The following is a 22120-nucleotide window of genomic DNA, read 5'->3' as shown; positions in this document are numbered from 1 at the left end:
CTTTCTGATTCTAGGTGAATTTGTTAATAAAATAACTATACTCCATTCGTCGTAAGGGGTCAATACAAGAATTAGGAGATAGGAACGATTCCTTGATGATAAAACTTTGTGCCAACAGAGTAAGAAGGAATGCTATAATAGAAGTAATGATTTCAAAGGAGGTTACCACATGAAGGGTACAAAGATTATGATGATAGGCACAGGAGGCACCATTGCAGGTACAGGGAATGGGTCTAGTGCATTAACGGAATATAGAGCGGGATCGATTGGTGTGGATGATTTGATGCAGGCAGTACCCGATTTGGAGGAGTATGGTCCTTTTGAAAGTGTGCAATTCTCTAATATCGATAGTTCTGAAATGAGTCCTTATCGTTGGGGGCATTTAGCACTGCTTGTAAATGAAGTGGCCGAGCGAGATGATATTGGCGGTATTGTCATTACCCATGGTACAGATACGATGGAAGAAACTGCGTATTTCTTGCAGCTGACAGTGAATACAAATAAGCCCGTAGTAATGACTGGTTCCATGCGACCTGCTACAGCACTCAGTGCAGATGGACCTGTGAATTTATTGCAAGCAGTGCAAGTGGCGCGAAGTAAAAATGCTTGGAACCAAGGGGTATTAGTGGTCATGAATGGCTATATTGATAGCGCTAGAGAGGTGGCAAAGTTGCACACCACTGATGTAGCTACCTTTGGAAATATCCAATTAGGTCATATGGGTTGCGTACAAAATGGACAGGCTTATTTTTACTATACTCCATGTCGTAAGTATACGACTGACAGTGAATTTGTTTTGCGTGAGGAAGTGGAATTCCCAGCTGTAGGAATTGTCAATCTTTATGGAGGTATGGATACAGAGATTCTAAATATGGTAGCGAATCGCTCGCAAGGCATAGTGATTGGTGGATTTGGACATGGTACCTTACCACAGGGCGTTCGTGATACACTCAAAAAAATTACCATTCCCAAAGTGCGATCATCTCGCATTGGAAATGGTATTGTGTCTAGCAATTCATCGGATATGAAAGAAGGCTTTATCGTGAGCGACTCCTTGTCGCCTGTGAAAGCTAGAATTTTATTGATGTTAGCATTGCAACAAGAGCGAAGTCGAGAAGAGCTAGAACGGATATTTGCTACCTATTAGTTCTTTAGGTATCTAATGTATCTGCGTTCTCTAATGCTGTTTCGATGGCGGATCGTACGGCTTTAGCTAAGGTGTCGCCAAATTGAGAGAACGTACCTGAGTCTGTAAGGAGTTCTCCGTTCGGATCGATGGTCATAATGACGCCATCTGTAGATGTACCCGTAGCAGGCTGTCCCGATACAATGCTAGTAATCCCCTTGGATTGGAGTGCTACAGTTTTCGCTTCCGTTATGGTTAGCAATGATTTTGTAAGAGCCCCATCGGTGAGGGCGCAATTGGTAAATACTAATAAGTTGATGGTGCCTCCAGCATGGAAGGCGCCATCTTTTTCGTAGTACGTATAGCCATCGCCTGCTCGATGCGCTGTTTTTTCAACACCAGCAGTAGCAATAACTTCTACAATGATAGTTCCTTCTTGGTAACATACATAAGCATGTCGATCCATAGAGGCGCTAGTCAATAAGGCTGTACAGAAATGAATAGGTAAGTCTAACTGTACGCATTCTTTTGCCAAATAAGCAGACGTGGATCCACCAGGTAACTCACTTTCATCATTGACGAAAAACGTGAGTTGTTGATTGCGCACAGCCATTACATGGTGCAAGCCTCCGTTGAAAGGGCTCGTGCTGATGGCATAATAGGGCATGTCATAGGTCACAGTAATGGCAGAATTGTGTATATCTACATAGCCACCACTACGTAATGTAGCAGGGGCAAGGTATGAGTTTTGCGTTGTCATGAATCCTCCTAGGAATTAAATTTGTATTCTCTATATAGTTATAGTACCACAAAAGTGACAGGGATAGTATAATATAAATAGTTATTAGGAGGCATATACCATGGAAGAAAGTCATTTTTTTGCCCTCTTAGGGCGTATGAAATATATTCAGCGTTGGAGCTTGATGCGCAATACAGAAGTAGAAAATTTACAAGGTCATAGCTTAGAAACGGCTATGATTGCTCATCAACTGGGAGTACTTCGGAATACATATTTTGGTGGGAATGTGGATGTGAATCGATTAGCGGTACTGGCCATGTATCATGATGTGAGTGAAGTATTCACTGGAGATATGCCCACGCCAGTGAAATATTTTAATCCTAAGTTGCGTGCCCTCTATGGAGAAGTAGAACAGTTGGCCAATGAAACCTTATGGCGTACATTGCCAGAACCGGTGCAACCAGCCTATGAGGAAGCCTTAGTATCTGTGCCAAAGGAATATGAAGTGCTTGTGAAAGCAGCGGATACCTTGTCAGCATTTATGAAATGTGTCACAGAAAAATCCGCTGGTAATAATGAGTTTAATGCGGCTTATGATACGATTTATGAACGTTTAGCACAGATGCAATTACCAGAGGTAGATTTATTTTTGAAAGTCTATGTGCCTAGCTTGACGAAGTCTTTAGATGAAATGAATGTATCCTTTGCAAAGTAATGTGTACTCCCTATGTTGAAACGTTTGATGAGGAATGCTAGATATAGGTGATACGTTGATATATAGACAAAATGATAGTGTTGTGAAGGGATGTCACAAGTGTATGATAACTCTAGAAAGTGTATAGAGTTTTATGAGCCATATATTGACGATATTACATACTTTCACGTATACTAATATTATATAGATAATGACTAAGAAGAGGAAAAATCTTTTGAACGCATCACAGAGAGCATTGGGGTGGTGGAACAATGTATGTAGTAGGAAGAGGGTAGCCTCGGAGTTGGCATGGTGAACTAGAGTAAGTGTGCCCGCTGATCAGCGTTAACGATAATGAGTGATTGCTACGGCAATAATCTAGGTGGTACCGCGGAAGTATAGATCCTTTCGTCCTAACGGACGAGGGGTCTTTTTTGTATATATGGGAGGGATATTCACAGTTTTGCTGTACAGAACAGTGATAACCTAGTGATATAACCAATACATAGGAGGACATATGAAAGAATATAAAAATTTGACAACCTACAATCCAAAGGAGATTGAACAACAATGGTACACATATTGGGAAGAGAAAGGTTACTTTCACGAGGAAGTAGATACGAATAAAGAGCCTTTCAGTATTGTGTTACCGCCGCCGAATGTAACAGGTCAATTGCACATGGGTCATGCCCTTGATAACACCTTGCAAGATATTTTGATTCGTACGAAACGTATGCAAGGCTACAACGTGTTGTGGATGCCTGGTACAGACCATGCAGGGATTGCAACGCAAGTAAAAGTAGAAGAAAATATCATGAAAACAGAGGGAAAATCTCGTCATGATTTAGGTCGTGAAGAGTTCTTGAAACGTGTATGGGAGTGGAAACAAGAGTACGGTAGCACCATCGTAAAACAAATCCGTAGTTTAGGTGCTTCTTGTGACTGGACGAGAGAGCGTTTTACCTTGGATGAAGGTTACCATGAAGCAGTATTAAAAGTATTCGTAGAGTTATACGAAAAAGGTTTAATCTATCGTGGAGAACGCATCACTAACTGGTGCCCTAATTGTTTGACAGCTTTATCCGATATCGAAGTAGAACACGAAGATGAAAATGGTCATTTATGGCATATTAAATATCCTGTGATCGGGGAAGAAGATGTATTTTTAACAGTAGCTACCACACGCCCTGAAACGATGTTTGGTGACGTAGCCGTAGCGGTGAACCCTAACGACGAGCGCTATGCCCATTTAGTAGGCAAAGAATTATTGCTTCCATTCGTGAATCGTCATATCCCAATCATTGCCGATGAATACGTAGATCAATCTTTCGGTACTGGTTGCGTAAAAATTACACCAGCTCATGACCCTAATGACTTTGAAATGGGACAACGCCATAATTTAGAAAGTATTGTGGTGATGAACCCGGATGGCACCATGAATGCAGGAGCAGGTCACTTTGTAAATATGCCTCGTGAATTAGCGCGTAAACAAGTAGTAGCAGAATTAGAGGCGCAAGGTTTATTAGAAAAAGTGGAAGAACATGGGCATAGTGTAGGTCATTGTTCTCGTTGTAACACAACAGTAGAACCTATGGTATCGAAACAATGGTTTGTATCTATGGAACCATTGGCAAAACCTGCTTTAGAAGTGGTACGTGACAAATCTATTGAATTTGTACCAGAACGCTTTACTAAAACATATACCAACTGGTTAGAGTCTATTCGCGATTGGTGTATTTCTCGTCAATTGTGGTGGGGACATCGTATCCCAGCATGGTACTGCCAAGACTGTGGGGAAACGATTGTAACGACAGAAACATTGACAGAATGTCCACATTGCCATGGCAAAGTAGAACAAGATCCAGACGTATTAGATACATGGTTCAGCTCTGCGTTATGGCCATTTGCTACAATGGGTTGGCCTGAAAATACAGAGGAAGTGAAACATTGGTACCCAACTAGTGTTATGGTAACAGGCTACGACATCATCTTCTTCTGGGTAGCTCGTATGATTTTCATGGGCTTAGAATTTAAAAAAGAAATTCCTTTCAAACACGTATTCATTCATGGCCTAGTACGTGATAGCCAAGGTCGCAAAATGAGTAAATCCTTGGGCAATGGTATCAATCCATTAGAAGTGATCGAAGAATACGGTGCCGATGCGTTGCGCTTTACCTTGGTAACAGGTAATACACCTGGTAACGATATGCGTTTCTACATGGAACGTGTGGAAGCGAACCGTAATTTCGCTAACAAAATTTGGAATGCATCTAAATTTGTGTTGATGAACTTAGAAGGTTTTGATGAAAGCTTCGTACCAAGCGCAGAAGATTATACCTTAGCAGATAAATGGATTCTAGAAGAATACAATAAAACAGTCACAAACATTACGAATAACCTTGATAAATTTGAATTAGGGGAAGCAGCGAGCGCTGTATACGATTTCATTTGGAATACATATTGCGACTGGTACATTGAATTGGCGAAACCTCGTTTGTACAACAAAGAAGGTGGCCGTGACCGTCAAACAGCTCAATACCTATTGGTATCCATTCTTCGTCATATGATGGAATTATTGCACCCATTCATGCCATTTGTAACAGAACATATTTGGCAACACTTGCCACATGAAGGGGAGAGCATCATGGTTGCTCCATGGCCAAGTACATTATCCATGGAAGGTTTTGGATCTGCAGCGGCTCATATGAATGTGATGATGGACGGCATCAAAGGTATCCGTAACATGCGTGCAGAAATGAATGTACCAATGGGTAAACGTTCTGAAGTTATCTTAGTGCCTGCTACAGAAGAATTGAAAGGTATCTTAGAAACCCATGGGGATTACTTCCATACCTTAGGTTGGGCAGAAAAAGTGACAGTACTTTCACCAGATGCGCCAAAACCAGAAAATGCTACAGTAACCGTGGTGAACGGGTTAGAAGTGTACTTGTTGTTGAAGGATTTAATTGACGCAGACAAAGAAAAAGAACGTATCGCCAAAGAACAAGCCACAGTATTGAAAGAAATCGCTCGTTTAGAAGGTAAATTGAATAACCAAGGATTCTTAGCGAAAGCCCCTGAAGCAGTAGTAGCGAAAGAAAAAGAAAAATTGGAAGAATACAAACAAAAACAACAAGCCTTGAACGAACGTGAAGAGTTCTTAAAAACATTAGCATAAGGAGATCCATCATGAATTATACGGAAGCGATTGCCTACCTAGAAGAGGTAGCCTCCTTTGGGATTCATCCAGGATTAGAACGGATTACAGCGCTATTAGAAGAGCTAGGAAATCCACAATATACATATAAAACGATCCATGTCACAGGAACAAATGGGAAAGGATCTGTTTCTACTTATATTACCTATGGCTTGTATATGAGTGGCCTTCGAGTGGGGACATTTACGTCCCCGCATCTGCAATCCTATACGGAACGCATGCGTGTGAACACAGCCTGTATTACAGAAGAGGCCTTTGCTGATTTGATTGAACGTGTAAGCTATGCTGTGAAAACCATTATGGATCGCGGTGTGGAAGCACCTACTCAATTTGAAATCTTGACGGCAGCAGCATTCCTATTCTTCCAAGAACAAGGTGTGGACTATGCCGTTATCGAAGTAGGCTTAGGTGGATTACTAGACTCTACGAATGTCATCACTCCAGAAGTGGCAGTAATTACAAATGTGACCATTGACCATCAAGCGTACTGTGGAGATACCGTAGAGGAGATTGCCCGCCATAAAGCAGGTATCATCAAACAAGGAGTACCTCTTGTAACAGCAGCTCAAGGGAGCGCTCTAGATGTGATCAAGGAAACGGCTCGTTCTCTAGGCGTGACCTACCATGTGTTCAATGAGGACTTTACCATCGATAGTCGCAGTGCGATGGCGATGGGACAAATGATTACTGTAAAAGATAAAGAAGGACATAAAGACATGCTCTTTACTTCTATGCATGGTATCCATCAAGCCCTGAATTTAGCGTGTGCAGCAAGGGTATTGCAAATCCTGAAAGACAAAGAACAATCAGTGAGCGAAGAAACGTACCGTGAAGGCTTAGCTCGTGCTACTTGGCCAGGACGGTTTGAAACCTTCAAAGTCCATGGCAGGACAATCATTTTAGATGGGGCTCATAATGCGAGCGGAGCAGAAGCCTTTTCTATGACTTTCAATGAACTGTATCCAGAAAAAGCGAAAACTGTGGTTTTATCAATTTTGGAAGATAAAGATGTATCGACTATGGTTAGTTATTTAGTGGGACAAAAAGACCGTGTTATTACGGTGCCAGCGCCAACACCACGAGGCATTGCGCCGCAACAGTTGGCAAAACAAATGCCCGTCCAAGCAGATCCTATGGAGACAATCCAAGAGGGCTTAGACCATGCTATGAAAATAACTAAGGAAGGCGATATCATCGCTGTGGTGGGATCCTTATACATTCTTGGGGACGTGCAACAATGGCTCGCCCAAGAAATGGGGCACTAATGGATGCCCTACGTAGACTATCTGTGGACCAATGGATAGTCTACCTCCTCTATGGAGCCACCGTATGCATTCCTTTATTACCCATAGGTGGCAATATTCTTGTCCTTGTGGCGGGGATACTGGCATTGTTGTTTGATAGGCAACGATTTTCTGGGGCCTTACATTGGCTACAATGGGCAGTTCTGGGGTTTATTCTTTGGACGGGATTTTCTATCGTTAATTCCATAAATATACAATGGTCGGCTATGAGCTGGTTCTACCATATAGGTATGTATGGCAGTATCTATTGGTTGATGACATATTATATAGATAATGAATTACGGCAGAAAACGTTTTTGTCCTTATTTTGTATGACTGGAGTTCTCGTGTGCTTAGGTGCGGGATATCAGTATTTTTATATGACTCCGGAACATATTCATGAATGGGTGGATAATGTTCATTTTCCAGGACTCATGCGGCGCATGTATGGGACGTTACAGAACCCTAATTTATTGGGTGAGTATTTATTGTTTGTCCTATCCGTTGGTGGATTAGGAACGATACAGGTATTGAAAGCTAAAGATTGGAAACGCTTTGCTTACATGGCGTTAGCTGTCATATGTATGCTACTATGCCTTGTCCTTACCTATTCGAGAGGCATGTGGCTTAGTTTGGCTATTGTTGTATTTGTGGCAGGTATTTGTGTAGAGCGAAGATTATTATATGCTCTTCTAGTAGTGCCGTTGGTGTTATTCTTTTACCATGGGGAAGTATCCAGTCGATTGTGGTCGCTCTTTAGTGGGCAAGATACATCAGTCATGCTCCGGTGGGCATTATGGGATAGCACTATGTACATGATAGAAGATTTTCCTATCTTTGGTATTGGTTGGGATGCATTTTGGATGACCTATCCAGACTATAATTATTTTATCCAAGATCCAACGGTCATAATCTATCATGCCCATAATTTATATTTGCAAGTGGCTGCAGAAACGGGCCCGATTTCCTTGTGCTTGTTGTTAGCAATTTTATTAGGGCATAGTAGAAATATGCAAAAACAAAAGCACCTTGCCATTCCATATCGCTATAGTATGACCTTGATTACCGTAGTTGTTTTGGTAAGCGGTCTCTTTGATCATGCTTTATATAGCCAGCAAGTAAGTATGGTCTTGTGGCAACTATTAGGCTTTTCTATGAGTGTCATACGAAATAAAAAATAATATAAAACTTAAAAAGTATAGAGAAGGTCTTATGACAATCTCTATACTTTTTATATGTGGTAATCATTGTGTTTAGATTGTATATTGTCTATAACAATATTTGCATACATCAATTGTTATAGAAGAGTATGAATATTGAATTAAGAAATATGAAAAATGATACTGTTGTTTTGAAGTTAAAGGAATCATCAATTATATAGCTTTGAGTGGACTAACACAGTAAAGTAAAAAACTATAACTTGGGAAATAACAAAAAAGAATAAAAGCAAATAACTGTTAGTTATGAATAATATAACACGTAGAAATGCATAAACATAAATAGAGTATATGCATAAGAGTTGAAATATCGAAAAAAGTTGTACTACACCAACATTTATAGATATAGGTAGATAAAGGGTATAACAAAAAGTTATACTCGCATTGGATTTATCTGTTCTGTATGCCTATTATGCATATATTTGCATATATGGTTGACAATAATAAGAAAAATGAGTAGTATTTATGAGAATTAACAAATGTCACACTTTGAGTAGATATTTAATCTTATATTTCTATAACAGTTTTGTAAGTAAGAAATTTCTTTCATAATAGAAATAAAAGAATTGAATGTATAGTGTGATTGTTAGATAGCTGAATAAGTCATTCAAACTAAAGGAGATGGTAGTATGATCGACATTTTAGATCGCGTGCAAGGCGCAGCGTTGCAAGCAAAAATTACTACAGCAGAAGAAGCAGCTAAATTGATTAATCCAGGAGACCATGTAGGTATCAGTGGTTTTACACCATCTGGTTACCCTAAAGCAGTGCCATTGGCTCTAGCAAAACGCATGGAATCAGATCCTTTCCAAATTGATCTTTGGACTGGTGCATCAGTTGGTGATGAAGCAGACGGAGCATTAACTCGTGTAAACGGTATTCGTCGTCGTTTCCCATATCAAACAAATAACGATACTCGCAAAGCTTTGAATAGCCAAAAAATTCGTTATATTGATATGCACCTTAGCCAAATGGCTCAACAAATCCGGTATGGTTTCTTCGGTGACACTGACGTAGCTATCATTGAAGCGGTTTGCATCCGTGAAGATGGTGGTATCGTTCCTAGTACATCCGTTGGTAATTCTCCAACATTTGTTAGCCAAGCTAAAAAAGTTATCGTAGAAGTGAACGTATCTCAACCAATGTCTTTGGTAGGTATGCACGATATCTATGAACCACAAGATCCTCCATATCGTGAGCCATTCCCAATCAAAGCGGCTGGCGATCGTATCGGAACAGATTACATCCCATGTGATCCTGCGAAAATCGTAGCTATCGTTCCATGTGATGTACCTGACACAACTCGTCCACTAGCACCAATCGATGATGATGCAAAAGCGATGAGTCAACATTTGATTAACTTCTTCTTAGAAGAGGTAAAAGCAGGTCGTTTACCTGAAAACTTATTGCCATTACAATCTGGCGTAGGTTCTGTAGCAAATGCTGTTGTGTCTGGCTTGGCTGAAGGTCCTTTCACAAACTTATCTATTTTCACAGAAGTTATCCAAGATGGTATGTTGGACTTAATCGATGCAGGTAAAGTAACAGATTGCTCTGGTACAGCATTATCCCCATCCCCAGATGGATTGAAACGCTTCTATGACAATATTGAAAAATACAGCAAACATATTCTCTTGCGCCCACAAGAGATTTCCAATAACCCTGGATTAGCTCGTAGACTTGGTGTTATCACTATGAATACAGCGATTGAATTCGATATCTTTGGTAATGTAAACTCTACTCATATCATGGGTAGCAAAATGATGAATGGTATCGGTGGTTCCGGGGACTTCACTCGAAATGGTTATATCTCCATTTTCTGTACGAACTCTGTAGCAAAAGGCGGAGACATCAGTTCCATCGTTCCTTTTGTATCCCACATTGACCATACAGAACATGATGTACAAGTATTCTGTACAGAACAAGGTATTGCCGATGTTCGTGGTTTGGCTCCAATTGAAAGAGCATACAAAATCATTGAAAACTGTGCTCACCCAGACTACAAACAAGAATTACTTAACTACCTCGAAAGAGCTATTGAAAAGACAAATGGCGCCCATACACCTATCTTATTAGATGAAGCTCTTTCTTGGCATAAACGCTTCACTGAAACAGGAAGCATGAAAAAACAAGGTTAATTTTATAGGAGGATGATGAACATGGCTAATGACAACTTAAAAGCCAAACTTGCTGAATATGATGCAGCGTACGCTAAAAACTGTGAGAAAGTACCTGCTCGTCAAAACTTACCAGAACAACCGGTATACACACCGCTTGATTTAGAAGGTTTTGATTATGAACGTGATCTTGGATTCCCAGGATTCTATCCTTACACTCGTGGTGTGCAACCTACTATGTACCGTGGCCGTTTCTGGACAATGCGTATGTATGCTGGTTTCGCAACTGCTGAAGAGTCCAACAAACGTTATCGTTACTTAATCGAGTCCGGTGCAACAGGTCTTTCTTGCGCATTCGACTTACCAACACAAATCGGTTATGACTCTGACGACGCTATGGCTGAAGGCGAAGTTGGTAAAGTAGGTGTTGCGATTGACTCCTTAAAAGATATGGAAATCTTGTTCCAAGGTATCGACTTAGGTAAAGTTTCCACTTCTATGACAATCAACGCTCCTGCATCTGTACTTCTTGCTATGTACATTGCAGTTGCTGAAAAACAAGGTGTACCTTCCACTGAACTTCGCGGTACAATTCAAAATGATATTTTGAAAGAGTACGCAGCTCGCGGAACTTACATCTTCCCTCCAAAACCATCCATGCGTTTAATCACTAATATTTTCGAATATTGCTCTCAATATGTGCCAAAATGGAATACTATCTCCATCTCCGGTTACCATATTCGTGAAGCTGGTTCCACTGCTGCGCAAGAAATCGCTTTCACAATTGCTGATGGTATTGCATACATCGAAGCAGCTCTTAAAGCTGGCTTGGAAGTTGACGATTTTGCAGGTCGTTTATCCTTCTTCTGGAACGCACACAACAACGTATTAGAAGAAGTTGCGAAATTCCGTGCATCCCGTCGTCTATGGGCACATATCTTGAAAGAACGTTTTGGTGCTAAAAAACCTAAATCTATGATGTTACGTGTACATACTCAAACAGCTGGTTCTATGTTGACTGCACAACAAGTTGACAACAACATCGTTCGTGTTGCTCTTCAAACTGCAGCTGCTGTAATGGGTGGTACTCAATCCTTACATACTAACTCTCGTGACGAAGCATTAGCTCTTCCAACTGAAGCATCTGTACAAATCGCTCTTCGTACTCAACAAATCGTTGCTTACGAATCCGGTTTAGCTGACGTAGTTGACCCATTGGGTGGTTCTTACTATGTAGAAGCTATGACTAATGCTATCTATGAAGAAGCTAAAGCATACATCCAAAAAATCGATGAAATGGGTGGCGCTGTTGAAGCTATCGAAAAAGGTTACATCCAAAAAGAAATCCAAGAGTCTGCTTATAAATGGCAAATGGAAGTGGAATCTGGCCTTCGTACAATCGTAGGTGTTAACAAATTCCAAGTTGAGGAAAAACCAGTTGAAGGTCTTCTTCGCATCGATGCTTCTGTAGGTATCAACCAATCCAAGAAAACACAACAAGTTCGTGCAGACCGTGATCAAGCAGCAGTTGATGCAGCATTAGCAGCATTAAAAGCTGGTGCAGAAGATGAATCTGTAAACTTGATGCCATTAATCTTGGCTGCCGTTAAAACATATGCTACATTAGGTGAAATTTGTAACGTATTGCGCGGCGTATTCGGTGAATACCAAGCTCATTCCACACTATAATTAATCGAACCTATTTGGAGGTATAACATCATGGCAGAAAAACGTATCAGAGTAATCGTAGCAAAACCAGGTCTTGATGGTCATGACCGTGGTGCAAAAGTAGTAGCACGCGCACTTCGCGATGCTGGTTTCGAAGTTATCTACACAGGTCTTCGTCAAACACCAGAACAAATCGTTGAAGCTGCTCTTTCTGAGGACGTTAACGTAGTTGCGTTATCTCTTCTTTCTGGCGCGCACAACACATTGTTCCCTAAAATCGTTGAAATGCTTAAAGAAAAAGGCATGGGCGATGTATTAGTAGTTGGTGGTGGCGTTATTCCTGACGCTGATATTCCTGGCTTAAAAGAAGCTGGCGTATCCGCAGTATTCACACCAGGCACTCCAACAGCTGATGTAATTGAATTCATCAAAGCTAACGTAAAATAATATACTTGAGCTAGGCTCGGGCATGTATGTTCGAGCCTAGACGTATATATAATTGGGACGGTGACAATATGGATTTAATCAAAGAACTATTAGAAGGTTCTCGTCTTGCATTGGCTCGGTCCATAACGGCTGTAGAAAATGAATACGATAATGCGATCGACATTATGAAATCTATCTATCCACGTACTGGTAAGGCTCGTATCTTGGGTATCACAGGTGCTCCAGGAGCTGGTAAAAGTACATTGACAGATAAAGTGGTTAAGCATTATCTAGAACAAGGTAAGAGAATCGGCATCGTTGCTGTTGACCCGACCAGTCCATTCTCAGGCGGCGCTATTTTAGGTGACCGTATTCGGATGAATGATTTGACATTAAATGAAAATGTATTTATCCGTAGTATGGGTACACGTGGTAGCCTAGGTGGATTATCTAAAAAAACAGCAGATGTTGTTAAATTAATGGATGCATTTGGTATGGATCTTGTTATCATCGAAACCGTAGGTGTTGGACAATCCGAAGTAGATATCGTTAAAAATGCAGATACTACATTGGTTGTATTGGTACCAGGTTTAGGTGATGATATCCAAGCAATCAAAGCGGGTATTTTAGAGATTGGCGACGTATTCGCTATCAATAAAGCAGATCGCGATGGCTGTGATAAGCTTAATGTTGAAATTGAAATGATGCTAGACTTAGATTCTCGTGAACTTGATTGGAGACCACCAATTAAGAGAACTATCGCTAGTAAAGATGAAGGTGTTGATGAATTAGTGGAAGCACTAGATGAACACTTTGAATATCTTGAAGATAGTGGAGAATTAGCAGCTCGCCGTGCAGAACGTACGCATGATGAACTTGTAGCGATGATCAATGAGCAAATTATGCGTTATGTTCATGAACATGTGGTTGAAAGTGACGCTTTCAAACAAGATGTAGCAGCTGTTAATAATAGAACTAATGACCCTTATAGTGTTGTTAACGCGGTATTAGAAAAGTCCTTAAAAAGATAATAAAAAGAATGATAAAAATCTAATATCGTGGTATCATATAAGTAATCGAAAGATGACAAAAATCACTTTCGAGTTGCAGCTCATTTGAAAGGAGAGTTATTATGGCATTCAAAGTATTACAAGTAGACCACATCGGTATCGGTGTATCTGACTTGGCAGCAACAAAAGAGTTTTATAAAAACGCACTTGGTATGGAACATCTACCAGAAGATGAAGTAGTTGAAGAGCAAAAAGTAAAAGTAAGCTTCTTCCCTTGCGGTGATGCTGAACTTGAGTTCTTAGAATCTACAACTCCAGATGGCCCTATCGGTCGTTTCATCGAAAAAAATGGTGGCCGTAATGGTATCCAACACGTAGCGCTTCGCGTTGATGACATCAAAGCAGCGATTGCTGACTTAAAAGCAAAAGGTGTTCAATTAATCGACGAAGAACCTCGCTATGGTGCTGGTGGATCTGCAATTGCATTCCTTCATCCAAAAGCTACTGGCGGTGTTTTATTAGAACTTTGCCAACGTATGAAATAATAAACTATATCCGTAATTATTCTATGGAGGTGTAAAATGGCAACGGTTCAGGAAAAAATTGAATTATTGCACAAAAAGCTGTCCACTGTTAAACAAGGTGGCGGTGAAAAACGCGTAGAAAAACAACATGCGAGCGGTAAATATACAGCTCGTGAACGTATTGAAAAATTATTCGACGAAAACAGCTTTGTTGAATTAGATCAATTCGTTAAACATCGTTGTGTGAACTTCGGTCAAGAGAAAAAAGAATTACCAGGTGAAGGCGTAGTGACTGGTTACGGTACTATCGATGGACGTTTGGTATTTGCTTTTGCTCAAGACTTTACAGTAGAAGGTGGCTCCCTTGGGGAAATGCATGCTGCTAAAATCGTTAAAGCACAACGTATGGCAATGAAAATGGGTGCTCCTATTATCGGCATCAATGACTCCGGTGGAGCTCGTATTCAAGAAGCAGTAGACGCATTAGCTGGCTACGGTAAAATCTTCTTTGAAAACACAAACGCTTCTGGCGTTATCCCACAAATTTCCGTTATCATGGGACCATGTGCAGGTGGTGCGGTATACTCTCCAGCATTAACTGACTTCATTTACATGGTTAAACATACATCTCAAATGTTCATCACTGGTCCAGCAGTTATCAAATCTGTAACAGCAGAAGAAGTAACAGCAGAAGACCTTGGTGGTGCAATGGCTCATAACAGTGTATCTGGTGTAGCTCACTTTGCAACAGAAAACGAAGATGATTGCTTAGCACAAATTCGTTACTTGTTGAGCTTCTTACCAAGCAACAATATGGAAGATACTCCATTAGTTGATACTGGTGATGACCCAGCTCGTGAAGATGAAGGTTTAAATACTTTACTTCCAGATAATCCAAATATGCCTTACGACATGTTTGATGTGATTCGTGCAACAGTAGATAATGGTGAATACTATGAAGTACAACCACACTACGCACAAAATATTATTACCTGTTTCGCACGTTTTGCTGGACAAAGCGTAGGTATCATTGCTAACCAACCACGCGTAATGGCAGGTTGCTTAGATATCAATGCATCCGACAAATCTTCCCGCTTTATCCGTTTCTGCGATGCTTTCAATATCCCTGTTGTAAACTTCGTTGACGTACCGGGCTTCCTACCGGGCACAAACCAAGAATGGGGCGGCATCATTCGTCACGGTGCGAAAATGTTATATGCTTACTCTGAAGCAACAGTACCTAAAATTACTGTTATCACTCGTAAAGCATATGGTGGATCTTACCTTGCAATGTGTTCCCAAGATTTGGGTGCAGACCAAGTGTATGCATGGCCTACATCTGAAATTGCTGTAATGGGACCTGCTGGTGCAGCGAACATCATTTTCAAACGCGATGAAGATAAAGATGAAAAAACAGCTAAATACGTAGAAGAGTTCGCAACTCCATACAAAGCTGCTGAACGTGGATTCGTTGACGTGGTAATTGAACCTAAACATACTCGTCCTGCTATCATCAATGCATTAGCAATGTTGGCAAGTAAACGCGAAACCCGTGCTCCGAAAAAACACGGTAATATCCCTCTATAAACTATTTCCTAGAGGCATACTACACACTTTGCTTCTTGCATGATTCTACTATCATGGTTCTCTATTAATGAGGTGAAAGTATGACAGATAATCCGTGGCTAATTATGGCCATCAATATGACAATTGTATTCGCCGTTCTAATTTTGTTAGGCGTGCTTATGCATATTATTTATCTAGTAGATCCTACAAAAAAAAAGTCAACTAAGGCTGAGGTAGCAGAGGTACCATCAGCCACAGCTCCTAGTGTGGCAAGTACCACAACAAAACATGATGAAGTGGTTGCAGCCATTGTGGCAGCAGTATGTGCGATGGGATATTCCAAATCACAAATTGCTTCCGTAAGACCGATTGTGAGCACAGGTTGGAAATTGGACGGTAGACTGCTAGGTAGGAATGTAACCAGATAGTTTGGAGGAGAACTTAATGAATAAGACTACCAACGCACAAGCTGCAAACAAAGAAACAGAAGTTGTAGCAGCTATTGTCAGTGCTATCGTTGCTATGGGCTATTCGCAAAATCAAATTGCATCCATTCGCCCAGTAGTGTCTAATTCTTGGCGACTAGCTAGTCGTTTACAGGCCCTATAAGCTAATCTAAGCTTATGAAAAAGTTTCATTACAAATAGGTAATTCAGGAGGAAGTTATAATGAAAAAGTTCAATGTTACAGTAAACGGTACAGTTTATGAAGTAGAAGTTAATGAAGTTGGCGGTGCAGCTCCAGTAGCAGCAGCTCCTAAAGCAGCAGCTCCAGCTCCTAAAGCAGCTCCAGCAGCAGCTCCAGCTCCAGCAGCGGCAGCGGCTCCAGTTCCAGCAGGCGCAGAAACAGTAAAATGCCCAATGCCAGGTAAAATCTTATCCGTAGCAGTTACAGCTGGTCAAGCAGTTAAAAAAGGCGATCTTCTTTGCATCTTAGAAGCTATGAAAATGCAAAACGAAATCTATGCTCCACATGATGCAACAGTAGCTGAAGTTCGCGTAGCAGCTAACCAAACTGTAGCAACTGGCGACGCTTTAGTTGTTTTAGGCTAATCATAACTTTATACTGCTTAAACTAAACCCTTCTATTTCTTAAGGAGGAACTCCATATGGACGCTTTTCTTGTTGCACTCAACTCTGTTTGGGTGGATAGTGGTTTTATTAGTTTCACAATGGGTCATGGTATCATGATCCTTGTAGGAATTATCTTATTGTATTTAGCTTTTGCGAAAGGCTTTGAACCTCTATTGTTGAGTCCAATCGCATTTGGATGTATTTTGGCTAATATTCCTAATAATGGTTTCCATGAAGGTGTTATGAACCTTATTGGATTAGGGATTAAATACGAAATTTTCCCACCTCTTATCTTCCTAGGGGTAGGTGCTATGACTGACTTCGGTCCACTCATTGCAAATCCTAAAACATTATTATTAGGCGCAGCAGCTCAAATCGGCGTATTCGTGGCTCTTGGTGGAGCGATGATGGTTGGATTTACTGCGAAACAAGCAGCAGCTATCGGTATCATCGGTGGTGCTGACGGTCCTACATCCATTTACTTAGCTTCAAAATTAGCTCCTGAGTTATTAGGTGCTATCGCAGTAGCGGCATATTCCTATATGTCTCTTGTACCATTGATTCAACCTCCGGTTATGAAGTTATTTACAACTCAAAAAGACCGTGAAATCGTAATGGAACAATTGCGTGAAGTAACTCGTTTTGAAAAAGTTGTTTTCCCAGTAGTAGCGACAATTTCCATTTCCTTGTTGTTACCACCGATCACTTCTTTATTAGGCATGTTGATGCTTGGTAACTTATTCCGTGAATCTGGTGTAACAGCTCGTTTGGCAGATACTTCTGAAAACGCTTTAATTAACACAGTAACAATCTTCTTAGCTACTGGTACAGGTCTTACAATGACAGCAGACAGTTTCTTAAATTTAGAAACCATTAAAATTATCGTATTAGGTTTAGTTGCCTTCATCGGTGGTACCGCTGGTGGTGTCATCTTCGGTAAATTAATGTGCTGGGCAGACGGTGGTAAAACAAACCCATTGATCGGTTCTGCTGGTGTATCTGCGGTGCCAATGGCAGCCCGCGTATCGCAAGTAGTGGGTTCACAGGCAAACCCTTCGAACTTCCTATTAATGCATGCGATGGGGCCAAATGTAGCAGGTGTTATCGGTACAGCTGTAGCAGCTGGTACGATGCTTGCTATGATGAAATAATTTGTAACAGTGTCTAGGCAATCCGCCAAAAAGGGTTGCCTAGGCTATTACAGATACTTTTATGATGAACTATATAGTTTGTCTTAAAGCGCTTTAGAAATACTCAGACTTTTTTCACTTTTATTATGTATGAGGTGACGCCTATGATATTATCAGACGAAGGAAAGGTTTTTGCTTGTATTTGTATTGCGCTTTTTATTTTTATCATTACCGCACTCCTATTAGGTGAAGAGCGAAAATCTAAATGGTTTCAAAAACGAAAAACATATAGCTTTTTTCTCCGCCGTGGCCTACTTGGAGAGTGGCTACATTTTGGATACCCTTGTACAGCAGAAGGGTATGGAGTAGCGGCGATTATGTTATTTCTTATTGGCCTATCTTCCTATATTATATACGCTTTTTTTTAAAGCGTTTTGCGGCTAATAAGGAATGTATCCCTTAGGGAGGAGTTGATTCTTATGGATCCGGCTGTACAAACCTTAATTGTCCTTGGTGTAATGGCGTTATTATTTGTAACAGAAATTATTCCACTTGCAATTACGTCTATCGGTGGTGCTATGGCACTTGGTTTATTAGGTGTAATTCCTATGAAACAAGTATTTAGTGGTTTATCTGATAGTACAGTAGTTTTATTCGCAGGTATGTTTATTATTGGTGCTGCATTATTCCATACTGGTTTAGCACAAAAAATTGGTATTTCCGTTGTTAATAAAGCAGGTAAAAGTGAAAACGGTCTTATGATTGCTTTGATGCTTGTAACAGCAGGTATGTCCTCTGTGCTTTCTAACACAGGTACTGCAGCAGCGTTATTGCCAGTAGTTATTGGTATTTGTGCATCTGCTAAAATTCCAGCATCCCGTCAATTGATGCCTATGGCATTTGCTGCAGGGATTGGTGGTATCATCACTTTAGTGGGTACACCTCCTAATATCATCATCAATGGTGCATTAGGCCAAGCTAAACTACCTCAATTCGGTTTCTTTGAATTTGCATGGATTGGTATTCCTTTAACAGTTGCATTTATGATCTACATGGTAACAATTGGTAAACATTTTTTACCTAAACATGATGGTAATGCAGATGCTGAAGTAGAACAAGAAGTAGATGCTAGTGAAATTTCTAATGATCCTAAAAAAATGTGGTACTCTGGTATCATTTTATTAGGTGTTGTATTATTCATGGCATTGTCTGATCCATTGAAAAGTATTGGTATTAATGTTCCACTTCACTTAGCAGCTATCGTTGGTGCTATCTTAGCCGTACTAGCTGGTTGCTTGAAAGAAAAACAAGCGTATCAATCTATAGACTGGGTAACTATTTTCTTATTTGCTGGTATGATGCCAGTAGCAGCGGCTATGAATGATTCTGGGGCTGGTAAAATGATTGCTCATGCAGTAGTAAGCATTATGGGTGATAACCCAAGCCCTTACTTTGCAACAGCTGTATTATTTATCTTATCTTGTGTATTAACACAATTTATGTCCAATACAGCATCTTGCGCATTGTTAGCACCAATTGGTATCTCCATTGCTCAAGCAATGGGCGCAAGCCCTCATGCAGTACTTATGGCGATTGGCGTTGCCGCATCTTGCGCATTTGCTACACCAGTAGGTACACCACCTAATACAATCGTATTAACACCTGGTAATTACAAATTTATGGACTATGTGAAAGCAGGTACTCCATTAATCCTGGTTTGCTTCATCGTAAGTCTTATCGTGATTCCAATGGTATGGCCTTTCAATATGCCATAATGTAACATACTTTACTTAGGTATAATGCAAAATTAAATAGGTAATAGATAAGGACTGACGCAGAATCTTGTTTGTAAGATTTTGTAGTCAGTCCTTTTTATGAAAGGTATTAAAAGAAATATTCTAAAAGGATTGCATATACTTTTATAGCATGGTACATTAGTAATGCAAATAATCATTTAGAATAGTTAGGAGCTATTATAATAGTTTAATAAATAGTAGTTAATACTAGGTTTTATATACTAATAATAAGAAGGTGAATGTGTGAGACCTACATATGTAGAAATTGATACAGCACAAATACGAAGTAATTTACGAAAAATTAAGGATTGTTTACCAGAGTGGTGCACGAGTACTGCGGTGGTGAAAGCAAATGCGTATGGACATGGTAGTGTTATGGTAGGACGTATTGCCGTAGAGGAAGGGTATGAGTCGCTAGCCGTAGCTTTTCCAGAAGAGGCGATTCCTTTGCGTGAGGCGGGTATAACGGTACCTATTTATCTATTAGGTCTGACGTTGCCACAATCCTTTGATTTAGTGATAGAAGGGCATTCTAGACCTGCCATTTGTGAATCTACTGATTTAGAAGCGTTGGATGAATGTGCTCGTCGACATGAAACAATTGTAGAGTGTGCTATTGCTGTAGATACAGGTATGCATCGTATCGGTAGTAAGCCAGATGATGTATTAGCATTTTTAGAAACAGTAGAGTCTTATGAATATTTACGAGTAGATGGATTTTTTACACACCTAGCCAATGGGGATGCTGCGGATCAAACTCATGCCAATCAACAAGTACAACAATTTCGAGATGTGGTGGAGTTAATTCGTGCCAATCGTACTGAGGATTATCGCTTTTCTTTAGCCAATAGTGCTGGATTGTTAGCAGTAAGAGATAGTTTATTTAACGATGCTCGACCAGGTATTATTCAATATGGCATTATGCCTTCCATGGATGTGCCTAATCGATTGGGATTGAAACCAGCTTTGAGTTTATATAGTAAGGTAGTACATGTACAACATTTACCCAAAGGGTCATCTATCGGCTATGGAAGTACCTATACAACGATGGCTGAGGAAACGATCGCTACTATACCTGTGGGTTATGCCGATGGATATCCTAGGGCGTTGTCTAATAAAGGATCTGTGCTTATCCATGGTACACGCTGTCCTATAGTAGGGCGTATCTGTATGGACCAATTTATGGTGAAAGTACCAAGTCATATTACCGTAGCTCCAGGAGATGCTGTTGTGCTATTAGGACAACAAGGACAAGAGAGTATTACAGCGCTTGAATTGGCTTATTTGGTTGGGACCATTCCTTATGAAATATTCTGTAATTTCTCAGAACGGGTGCCAAGACATTATATTTAGAGGCTATCTTGTTACACCCCCTTTTACTAGAGATATGTTGTTACACTCTCCTTTGAGCAATATAACTATAAATGTAACTACAATGATAAGATTAAGATGAATAAAAAGAATGCTCTACTTAGGTTCTCTTTGAGAGAGGTACTAGGTAGAGCATTTTTATTGTAATTTGTATGTATACTATACGTATTGTAGGCTATATAGAGTTTCTTATTTATTGGTTTTCATATATGGGAGAGCTAAATAAAGAACGTGCTGCATTTTCGATATATAAGGCTGTATTAGATTGGTTCATTGTGTATAGATGAATACCAGATACGCCTTCTGTTACAAGGTCTACGATTTGATTTAAGGCGTAAGCAAGGCCAGCATCACGAAGGGCGATTGGATCATGCTCATATTTGTCTAAAATAGCTTTAAATTTGCGTGGAATAGAGGTAGCATTACTTGTTAATAGACGCAAAGCTTGGTTGCGGTTGATGATAGGCATTACTCCGGCTAAGATTGGTACATCAATACCTGCTAAGGCGCATTTTTCTTGGAAATCGTAGAATACATTGTTATCTAAGAAAAATTGTGTGACTAATAGTTCACAGCCGGCATCTACTTTTTCTTTTAGAAATTTAATGTCCTGTAATTGATTGGGTGAGTCTGGATGTACTTCTGGATAGCAAGCGCCAGAAATTTGAAAATGCGGAGCATAGTCTTTTATAAAATGTACGAGTTCTGAAGCATATTTGAAGTCTCCTACTGGTGGTAGGTCTTCTAAAATATCACCACGAAGTGCCAGTAGCTTATGGATACCTAGTTGATCTAATTGATCAATAACGGAGCGCACTTGCTCTTTAGATAAATAAATAGCTGGTAAATGAGCTTTTGTAGGGATATGCAATGTATTTTGCACATAGTTGGATAACTTTATGGTTGTTTCTTCAATATTGCGTTGTTTATTACTGCAGGTAACAGAGATGAACTCTGGTTTTAAACTTTTTAATTCGTCTAAGACCGTAATGATTTTTTCATCGCCTACTTGTGTGTTAGGAGGGAATATTTCGTAAGATAATGTTGGTCGTTTTTGTTGTATAGTTTCGCTCATGGCTGGTTCCTTTCATATCAGTAAAACATGTTCTTATGATACCAATTTTTTTCTATATAGACCAATTCTTAATATATATAGTTTGTTA

The 22120-nt window shown here is 40.1% G+C and carries 20 protein-coding genes and 1 other annotated feature; of the genes, 18 read left to right on the top strand and 2 right to left on the bottom strand.

All coding sequences use genetic code 11. From position 1 onward, the window contains the following. The first annotated feature begins 169 nt into the window (after positions 1-169). Positions 170-1147, top strand: coding sequence for an asparaginase (locus tag EO114_RS04795; protein WP_127061824.1), 978 nt, complete (start codon positions 170-172; stop codon positions 1145-1147). A gap of 4 nt (positions 1148-1151) precedes the next feature. On the opposite strand, the gene EO114_RS04790 is transcribed toward EO114_RS04795, so the two are convergent. Then, positions 1152-1886, bottom strand: a complete 735-nt coding sequence (locus EO114_RS04790) for an adenosylcobinamide amidohydrolase (protein WP_127061822.1) — start codon at positions 1884-1886, stop codon at positions 1152-1154. A gap of 100 nt (positions 1887-1986) precedes the next feature. Here EO114_RS04790 and yfbR point away from each other — a divergent pair, with 100 nt between their 5' ends. The 17 genes from yfbR to alr all read left to right on the top strand — a co-directional run bounded on the left by yfbR (position 1987) and on the right by alr (position 20939). Continuing rightward, on the top strand, positions 1987-2580 hold the full coding sequence (yfbR, locus tag EO114_RS04785) for a 5'-deoxynucleotidase (RefSeq protein ID WP_127061820.1): 594 nt from the start codon (positions 1987-1989) through the stop codon (positions 2578-2580). A 187-nt stretch (positions 2581-2767) separates the two neighbouring features. Further along, positions 2768-2978 (top strand) — a binding site (T-box leader). Between the two features lie 98 nt (positions 2979-3076). Continuing rightward, a complete protein-coding gene (locus EO114_RS04780) occupies positions 3077-5737 on the top strand; it encodes a valine--tRNA ligase (protein WP_127061818.1) in 2661 nt (886 codons plus the stop codon). Between the two features lie 11 nt (positions 5738-5748). Further along, positions 5749-7041 carry a folylpolyglutamate synthase/dihydrofolate synthase family protein gene (locus EO114_RS04775; RefSeq protein ID WP_127061815.1) on the top strand — a complete coding sequence of 431 codons (1293 nt, stop codon included), beginning with the start codon at positions 5749-5751 and terminating at the stop codon, positions 7039-7041. Next, on the top strand, positions 7014-8240 hold the full coding sequence (locus EO114_RS04770) for an O-antigen ligase (RefSeq protein ID WP_127061813.1): 1227 nt from the start codon (positions 7014-7016) through the stop codon (positions 8238-8240). The genes EO114_RS04775 and EO114_RS04770 overlap by 28 nt, the downstream gene beginning before the upstream one ends. A gap of 665 nt (positions 8241-8905) precedes the next feature. Then, the gene (locus tag EO114_RS04765; RefSeq protein WP_009352985.1) at positions 8906-10414 is read left to right on the top strand and encodes an acetyl-CoA hydrolase/transferase family protein; all 1509 of its coding nucleotides are present in this window, start codon (positions 8906-8908) and stop codon (positions 10412-10414) included. Between the two features lie 21 nt (positions 10415-10435). Continuing rightward, complete coding sequence (locus tag EO114_RS04760) at positions 10436-12082, top strand: methylmalonyl-CoA mutase (RefSeq protein ID WP_126941051.1); 1647 nt, start codon at positions 10436-10438, stop codon at positions 12080-12082. A gap of 30 nt (positions 12083-12112) precedes the next feature. Continuing rightward, the gene (locus tag EO114_RS04755) at positions 12113-12508 is read left to right on the top strand and encodes a cobalamin B12-binding domain-containing protein (RefSeq protein ID WP_009352817.1); all 396 of its coding nucleotides are present in this window, start codon (positions 12113-12115) and stop codon (positions 12506-12508) included. 68 nt (positions 12509-12576) lie between these two features. Then, complete coding sequence (gene meaB, locus EO114_RS04750) at positions 12577-13518, top strand: methylmalonyl Co-A mutase-associated GTPase MeaB (RefSeq protein ID WP_127061811.1); 942 nt, start codon at positions 12577-12579, stop codon at positions 13516-13518. Between the two features lie 101 nt (positions 13519-13619). Then, positions 13620-14042 (top strand): methylmalonyl-CoA epimerase, encoded by a 423-nt coding sequence (gene mce, locus EO114_RS04745; RefSeq protein WP_009352819.1) that lies wholly within the window; start codon positions 13620-13622, stop codon positions 14040-14042. A 36-nt stretch (positions 14043-14078) separates the two neighbouring features. Then, complete coding sequence (locus EO114_RS04740; protein ID WP_062401066.1) at positions 14079-15608, top strand: carboxyl transferase domain-containing protein; 1530 nt, start codon at positions 14079-14081, stop codon at positions 15606-15608. Between the two features lie 80 nt (positions 15609-15688). Then, a complete protein-coding gene (locus EO114_RS04735) occupies positions 15689-16015 on the top strand; it encodes an OadG family protein (protein ID WP_062401065.1) in 327 nt (108 codons plus the stop codon). Between the two features lie 16 nt (positions 16016-16031). Beyond that, positions 16032-16196, top strand: coding sequence for a hypothetical protein (locus tag EO114_RS07850; protein ID WP_009352831.1), 165 nt, complete (start codon positions 16032-16034; stop codon positions 16194-16196). A 59-nt stretch (positions 16197-16255) separates the two neighbouring features. Continuing rightward, positions 16256-16639 (top strand): biotin/lipoyl-containing protein, encoded by a 384-nt coding sequence (locus EO114_RS04730; RefSeq protein WP_009352906.1) that lies wholly within the window; start codon positions 16256-16258, stop codon positions 16637-16639. 56 nt (positions 16640-16695) lie between these two features. Then, a complete protein-coding gene (locus EO114_RS04725) occupies positions 16696-17811 on the top strand; it encodes a sodium ion-translocating decarboxylase subunit beta (protein ID WP_009352994.1) in 1116 nt (371 codons plus the stop codon). Between the two features lie 143 nt (positions 17812-17954). Next, positions 17955-18218: a hypothetical protein gene (locus EO114_RS04720; RefSeq protein WP_009352887.1), complete on the top strand. Its 264-nt coding sequence runs from the start codon at positions 17955-17957 to the stop codon at positions 18216-18218. A gap of 51 nt (positions 18219-18269) precedes the next feature. Continuing rightward, complete coding sequence (locus tag EO114_RS04715) at positions 18270-19565, top strand: SLC13 family permease (protein ID WP_126941053.1); 1296 nt, start codon at positions 18270-18272, stop codon at positions 19563-19565. Positions 19566-19829: 264 nt separating this feature from the next. Next, the gene (alr, locus tag EO114_RS04710) at positions 19830-20939 is read left to right on the top strand and encodes an alanine racemase (RefSeq protein ID WP_062401058.1); all 1110 of its coding nucleotides are present in this window, start codon (positions 19830-19832) and stop codon (positions 20937-20939) included. 211 nt (positions 20940-21150) lie between these two features. Here the strand turns inward: alr and metF are convergent, their stop codons facing one another. Next, a complete protein-coding gene (gene metF / locus EO114_RS04705) occupies positions 21151-22032 on the bottom strand; it encodes a methylenetetrahydrofolate reductase [NAD(P)H] (RefSeq protein ID WP_127061809.1) in 882 nt (293 codons plus the stop codon). Positions 22033-22120: the final 88 nt, after the last annotated feature.

Source organism: Veillonella sp. 3627 (assembly GCF_003992195.1).
In the GTDB taxonomy this organism is placed as follows: domain Bacteria; phylum Bacillota; class Negativicutes; order Veillonellales; family Veillonellaceae; genus F0422.
Note: the sequence above shows the minus strand (reverse complement) of the source record. Positions and strands in the feature narration are given on the sequence as shown.